The 6,118-nt window shown below is 45.0% G+C and carries 3 protein-coding genes and 1 tRNA gene; 2 read left to right on the top strand and 2 right to left on the bottom strand.

Annotated elements, in window-relative coordinates:
- Positions 1-231 precede the first annotated feature (231 nt).
- On the top strand, positions 232-2,589 hold the full coding sequence (locus tag ACQY18_RS06050) for an N-6 DNA methylase (RefSeq protein WP_428039220.1): 2,358 nt from the start codon (positions 232-234) through the stop codon (positions 2,587-2,589).
- A gap of 355 nt (positions 2,590-2,944) precedes the next feature.
- Here ACQY18_RS06050 and ACQY18_RS06045 read toward each other — a convergent pair.
- A tRNA-Thr gene (locus ACQY18_RS06045) sits at positions 2,945-3,017 on the bottom strand.
- A 144-nt stretch (positions 3,018-3,161) separates the two neighbouring features.
- Positions 3,162-5,408, bottom strand: a complete 2,247-nt coding sequence (locus ACQY18_RS06040; protein ID WP_428039219.1) for an O-antigen ligase family protein — start codon at positions 5,406-5,408, stop codon at positions 3,162-3,164.
- A 114-nt stretch (positions 5,409-5,522) separates the two neighbouring features.
- Here ACQY18_RS06040 and ACQY18_RS06035 point away from each other — a divergent pair, with 114 nt between their 5' ends.
- Positions 5,523-6,011 carry a pilin gene (locus tag ACQY18_RS06035; RefSeq protein ID WP_428039218.1) on the top strand — a complete coding sequence of 163 codons (489 nt, stop codon included), beginning with the start codon at positions 5,523-5,525 and terminating at the stop codon, positions 6,009-6,011.
- Positions 6,012-6,118: the final 107 nt, after the last annotated feature.

The following is a 6,118-nucleotide window of genomic DNA, read 5'->3' as shown; positions in this document are numbered from 1 at the left end:
TATTATAAGAAATACAAAAACCGCAAAGCCCCTCATTACAGAGGGGCTTTTTTATTTTGAGTTGAATTTTTAAGAAGTGCGAGGACAACGCCGGCGGGCAAAAGACGACGCAAAAAAAGCCGAGATAGAGCGCATAATCTCATACAGGATGCTGATTCAAAATTTTTACGCAAGAAGGTAGATTTAGTACAATAACAAAAGAGGGCTATATTTGTTTTAAGGGAGAAAAGCATGTCGGAAAGAGTTACAGAAGATATTGTATTGAGTGAAATGCAAGCTGTTTTGGGTGAAAATGATTTCGGGTTCGTCTTTCCGCAAGGCCAAACGCCTGATTTGGATAAAGTAAATAAGGCCCTTAAACAAGCTGGTGGTAAGCCCAAATATTGTCAATTAAATGATTATTCTCAAGGTGGTTGTGGTAAAGCTCAACCCGAATACATTATTACCTTTAATAAACCGCATGATACAATTATGGTGGTAGAATGCAAAAATTCTATAAAACGTCATCAATCTGAGCATTTGGATAATCCTAAGGATTATGCAGTAGACGGGGCCCTATATTATGCAAAATTTTTAAAACAATATTATAACGTAATAGTTTTAGCTGTAAGTGGCACGAAAAAAGATACGCTGAAAGTATCTACATTTTTTTGGAAAAAAAATTTTGATACTTATCAAGAACTTTCTAAAGGAAGAGACACCCTTTATACTCCAGTTAATTATTTAAATTTAGTACAAGGTAAAACCGTTGAAAAAGCCATATCTATAGAAGAAATCCGTAAACTCGCTTTGGTAATGCATGATAATTTGCGGGCTTTAAAAATGACCGAACGTATGAAACCTGTATTTATTGCAGGGATTCTAATTGCATTAAAAAATCAAGAATTTGCTGAAGAGTATCAACATATTAATTCATTTACCACATTGCTGACCCTTTTACAGAAAGCTATTGACGAAGAATTAAGTAATAGTGATATTCGGCGCGAAAAGATTAATGATATAAAAGCTCATTTTAAGGCAGTAGGTAAAAATCTGAAACTCAAAGATATTCCGTTGGGGCATTATAACTCTCTATTATGGTATATTGAACAGTTAGAAAATAAGATTAAACCCATGATGGACTATTCGTCTAATACCGTAGATGCCTTGGGTATTTTTTATCACGAATTTGTGAAATACAGCGGCGGAGACGGTAGTGGTTTAGGAATTGTATTAACTCCACAACACTTAACGGAATTTATGGTAGATTTAGCTGAAGTTAATAAATCTAGCAAAGTAGTAGATATTTGTTGCGGATCTGGAGCATTTTTAGTAACTGCTATGAGTAAAATGTTCCAAAGTGCAACAGAAAAAGAAATTGCACATATTAAAACAAATTCTTTATTTGGAGTAGAAAGTGATGACGATATTTACACACTCGCCATTGCTAATATGATAGTGCGTGGAGATGGTAAATCCAATATTATTTATGGGGATTGTTTTGATAAGCAGATTATTGAAAAATTAAAAGAAAAACATATCGATGTGGGGCTTATCAATCCGCCTTATTCACAAAAAGACCATGTGGAATTAGAATTTGTAGAAAACTTATTGGATATCCTAACCACAGGAGGAAGAGGGGTTGTCGTGGTTCCTATGAGTTGTGCCATTGGAACTAAATTTAAAGAAGTGCGCGAACGGTTATTCAAAAAACATACACTTAAAGCCGTTTTCTCCATGCCGGATGATATTTTTTATTCCAATAATGCTAGTACGAATGTGTGTGTAATGGTATGGGAAGCCCATAAACCACACGATAGTCAGCGTAATACGTTCTTTGGATTTTACAAAGATGACGGTTTCGTAAAATCCAAAAAATTGGGTCGTATTGATAAATTTAATAAATGGCAATCTATTAAAGAAGAGTGGATTTCTTTGTACCGTGAAAACGACGTAAAAAAGGGAATGAGTGCCAAACACCCGGTTTCGTGGCAGGATGAATGGCTCTGCGAAGCATATATGGAAACTGATTATTCTACACTTAAACCAGAAAATTTTGAACAAATATTTAATGATTACCTAGCATTTTTAATAAAAGTAGGTAAAATGCAAAAAGATTCTCTCAAGCATCAACTCTCAAATACAGCAAACTGGCAATATTACCCAATAAAAGATTTGTTTACTATAGCCAGGGGTACCAGACTTACAAAAGAAAATCGTGTTGCTGGGCATACCCCGCTTGTAACAGCAGGTGCCCAAAACGAAGGAGTATCGGACTTTATTCAAGCAAACAAGCGCCCTCTTTATAAAGACGTGTTAACGATAGATATGTTTTGTAATTGTTTTTATCATGAATATTCTTTTTCGTGTGATGATAATATTTTGGTGCTTTCCCCGAAGTTTAAGCAAAATAAATTTAATGCCCTATTTATAGCAACAGTTGTAAATCAAGAAAAAAATAAATATGCCTATGGGCGACAATATAGACAAAAAGATTTCAATAATCATTTCTTAAAATTACCTTCTAAAAAAATTAATGGCAAATATGAGCCCGATTGGCAATATATGGAAAATTACATTAAAAATTTACCATATGGAGATTTAATATAATTAGAATAGTTTCTCTTGCGTGCTAACTCTATGCTAACTCCGCTATTACTTTTTTGCCCCGTTATTGCACTTTAATTCATACTCAATTTTACGACGGCAAAATAGCGGAGTTTTCTTCATAAAACCTCGGACGGGGGCCATAAAAAAGCCGAGAAGAAGAAATAAACCTAAACTGCCGCGCGTAATAACAGGCGTACAAAAAATACCCCCCGCCCAACACCCGGCGTATTTTTTGCAAGTATTTTGGCGGTCCGGCTAGGACGCAAGCAACCGAGCGTATACTGGGAAAGGGCGGCAGCCCGAGGTATCCGAGGTTGCGAGGACAACGCCGGCGGGCAAAAGACGACGCAAAAAAAGCCGAGACGGGGAATCGAACCCCGGACCTACCGCTTACGAAGCGGTTGCTCTACCAGCTGAGCTATCTCGGCATAAATAACGGCAAATTAATCAGATACAGATATTTTACAAAAAACAAAGAACTTTTGCACGTCTATTTTTTTACGGCGCGTGTGGGGGCGGACAAAACCCTTATTTTTTCACTTTCCCCGGCGTTTTAGGGCAAAGAAAAACCCTTATTTTTTCGTTTTCCCCGGTGTTTGCGGGCCGAACGCCGCTTGAATACGCCGCTCCAACTGCTCCGCGCGCGGGTCCTCGGCCATTTTGATTAGCCAATTTTTTTCCGTCATATTTTCCGGGCCGCGGCGGTACGCCGCCACGCGGGCGCGGGCCTCGTCCGGGCGGCGCTGTAAAATGGCAATTTCGCTCAAAAAAGCATAGGTGGCGTAATTGACCGGGTCCAATAATAAGGATTTTTCAAAATACTGCTGGGCCTTATCCATATCGGCCAATGCCTGCGCCTTGTAATGTTCATACTCCGCCGCATTGGCCGCCAGCCGCGCCCTGTCGGAAAATTTCAACGCCGCCGCAAAATAAAACTCCCCATACGCCTGCTGTAAAAGCGCATGGTTGGGCGAATGTTTTTCCACCGTTTGCAAATCCCGCAACACGCGCTCATAATCGGTAGCCGGAGCCGTTTTATCCCCCTTTAGGCGGTTAAAGGTTTCGCTTAAATCCAGTTTACTTGCCAGCAGCGTGGCGCGGTACTGGCGGTACGCCATATTAAACGGATTATGCGTAATGGCGCGGTTGAAATAATCTAGCGCCGGGGTAAAATATGCGGGATTTGTTTGCGCCTGCGTGGCAAACAACGCGCCCACGCCGTAATAATGGTCGGCCAAGAACGGCTGAAACGCCCCCCACACCACCGCCGGAACCAAGGCCAATACCGCCAACGCCGCCGCGCGTGTAAAGCGCCGCGCCGCCGCGCATACCAAAAATACGCCTAGCCCCACCGTAGCCGCAAAAAACGCCCACGCAACCCCGGTAAAAATCACATCTCCCAAGCGCGGGGCGCTCATCAGTTGCATTACTTTGTAAAACGCATAACACGCATACAGCGCGCCGCCGGCGGTAAGCGCGTAAACGGCCCACTGCGCCCACCCGCGCGCGGGGGCCAGCTCGGCGGAGTCGTCTTCCTTCCCCCGCGCCAAAGCCGCCACCAACCCCAAAAAGAGCGCAAAAAATAATCCGCCGGAGGCAAAGCGCAAACTCACGTCTACCGTGCTATGCACTGCCATAGCCAAGAGCGCGCCGCTATACCCCCACAACAGCCAACGCTCCTGCGCGGGCACGGCGGGGTTTTTAAGGCGTTTCCAAGCGGCAGTAAACACAAAGGTCAGCAACCACAAAAATAAAATCAGCCCGATAGCGCCCAGCGTGGCCCATTGTTCCAAAAATTCGTTTTCGGCGTGTTGGGTTTCGGTATTGTGGGCGTTTTCTATAAAAAAGATTTGCGGCTTGCGGTACGCGGGATAAATGGTCTTAAAACTGCCAATGCCGGTGCCCAGTACCGGGCTATCCTGCACCATGGCCCACGAGGCCACCCAAGTATGCACCCGGAACGAGGCGGAATCCGGCCGCTTAAACGCATACACGCCCGCCAACAAAACCGCCCCCAGCGCCACACACGCGGCGGCCGCGTTCAGCCAACGCTTATACGGTTTTTTCCAGGCAGAAAACACATTTACATATACCGCGCCCCACAGGCCGTACACCGCGCCAAACGCCACCCACGCGCCTTTACTTTGCGTAAAAAACAGGTTGATAAGGCCCATACTCCACAGCACGAGCCATTTTTTTTGGCGGGAAACCAAATATTGCGCGGCAATTAAAAAGGACGAAAAAACGATAAAATCCCCAAAAAAGTTGGGGTTTGCCAAGGTGGAAAACACCCTCGGCCCGAAAAACCCCTGCCAGGGCATAAAATCCGCCCCCGGCACAAAGCGGTTTACCACCTGCAACAGGCCATAGCCGTACGCCGCCCACGCGCTCCACCCCACGCAACGCGCAATTATCCGCGCGGCCCGGGTGCCGAATTGCTCCAGGGCCATCAGGCTCAGGCCGAAATACACGGCGTAGCGGGCCCACTCCGCCAAGGCTTCCACCCGGTACGGCGCCCACAAAACAGAAGCTAGCACCCACCCGTAATAGGCCGCAAACGGCAAGACCCACACCCCGCTTGCCCGGCTGAACCGCGCGCGCCCCTGCTGTATTTTATACGCCAGCCAAGTAAGCAGTAAAGTACCGCCGCCCGCAAAAAGCAACGTATCTTTTATTTGGGCTTTATCGTACGTTCCGGTAAAAAAAGCAAGTACCATTAAAAGGCCCAAAAGCCCGGTACCCCACGCTAACAGGCGGGGCAAAAAACAGGTAGTAGCAGGTAAGGCGGCCCCAACGGGCGCGAGATGTTTTTTAGCCATACAGATATATTAACAATTTTGCCCAATGGTAGCCAACGGATAAAGTATTGCAAAATAAATCTTTTTTGCTATACTATGTATTGAACGATTTATTTTTAACGTACAGGAGATTTTATGAACACAAAAGGCTTCACCCTTATTGAACTGCTGGTAGTTGTGTTGATTATCGGCGTATTGGCCGCGGTGGCTTTGCCGCAATACACTACCGCTATTGAAAAATCCCGCGCGACGGAAGCGCTTACGCTTTCCGGCTCTTTGCGCTATGCGGCTGAACGGTACCTGTTGCAGAAAGAAAAATGGCCCGGCAACGGCGAGTTGAAAAAATTGGATATTGAACTGCCCACAAACGACAGCTGCACCACCACCACTGAAAAGTTTGGCGGAAAAAATTTCTGCCTGTCTGTCACTACAACCGAGGGGAATACCAATTTGTATACTATCACGGCCACACGCTCCTCGGGCCCCACATACAGCATTGTCACTGCCACGGACGATGGCGGCAAATCGTGGAAACGCACCTGCACTTATAATGCAAATAATGAAAGTGCCAAATTTTGCTATGCTATTGCCGGTAGCAAAAAGGATGCAGATGGCGGCTTTTAGTTTTACCCGCTTTGCCTAAATGTAAATACCGCGCTTTTCCGGCGCGGTATTTTTTTGTGTTTTTGAAACCCCCGGCTATGCCGTTTTTTGCCCCAGCGGGCCGCACC

The sequence above is a fragment of the Candidatus Avelusimicrobium faecicola genome, from assembly GCA_900540405.1.
Lineage (GTDB): Bacteria > Elusimicrobiota > Elusimicrobia > Elusimicrobiales > Elusimicrobiaceae > Avelusimicrobium > Avelusimicrobium faecicola.
Note: the sequence above shows the minus strand (reverse complement) of the source record. Positions and strands in the feature narration are given on the sequence as shown.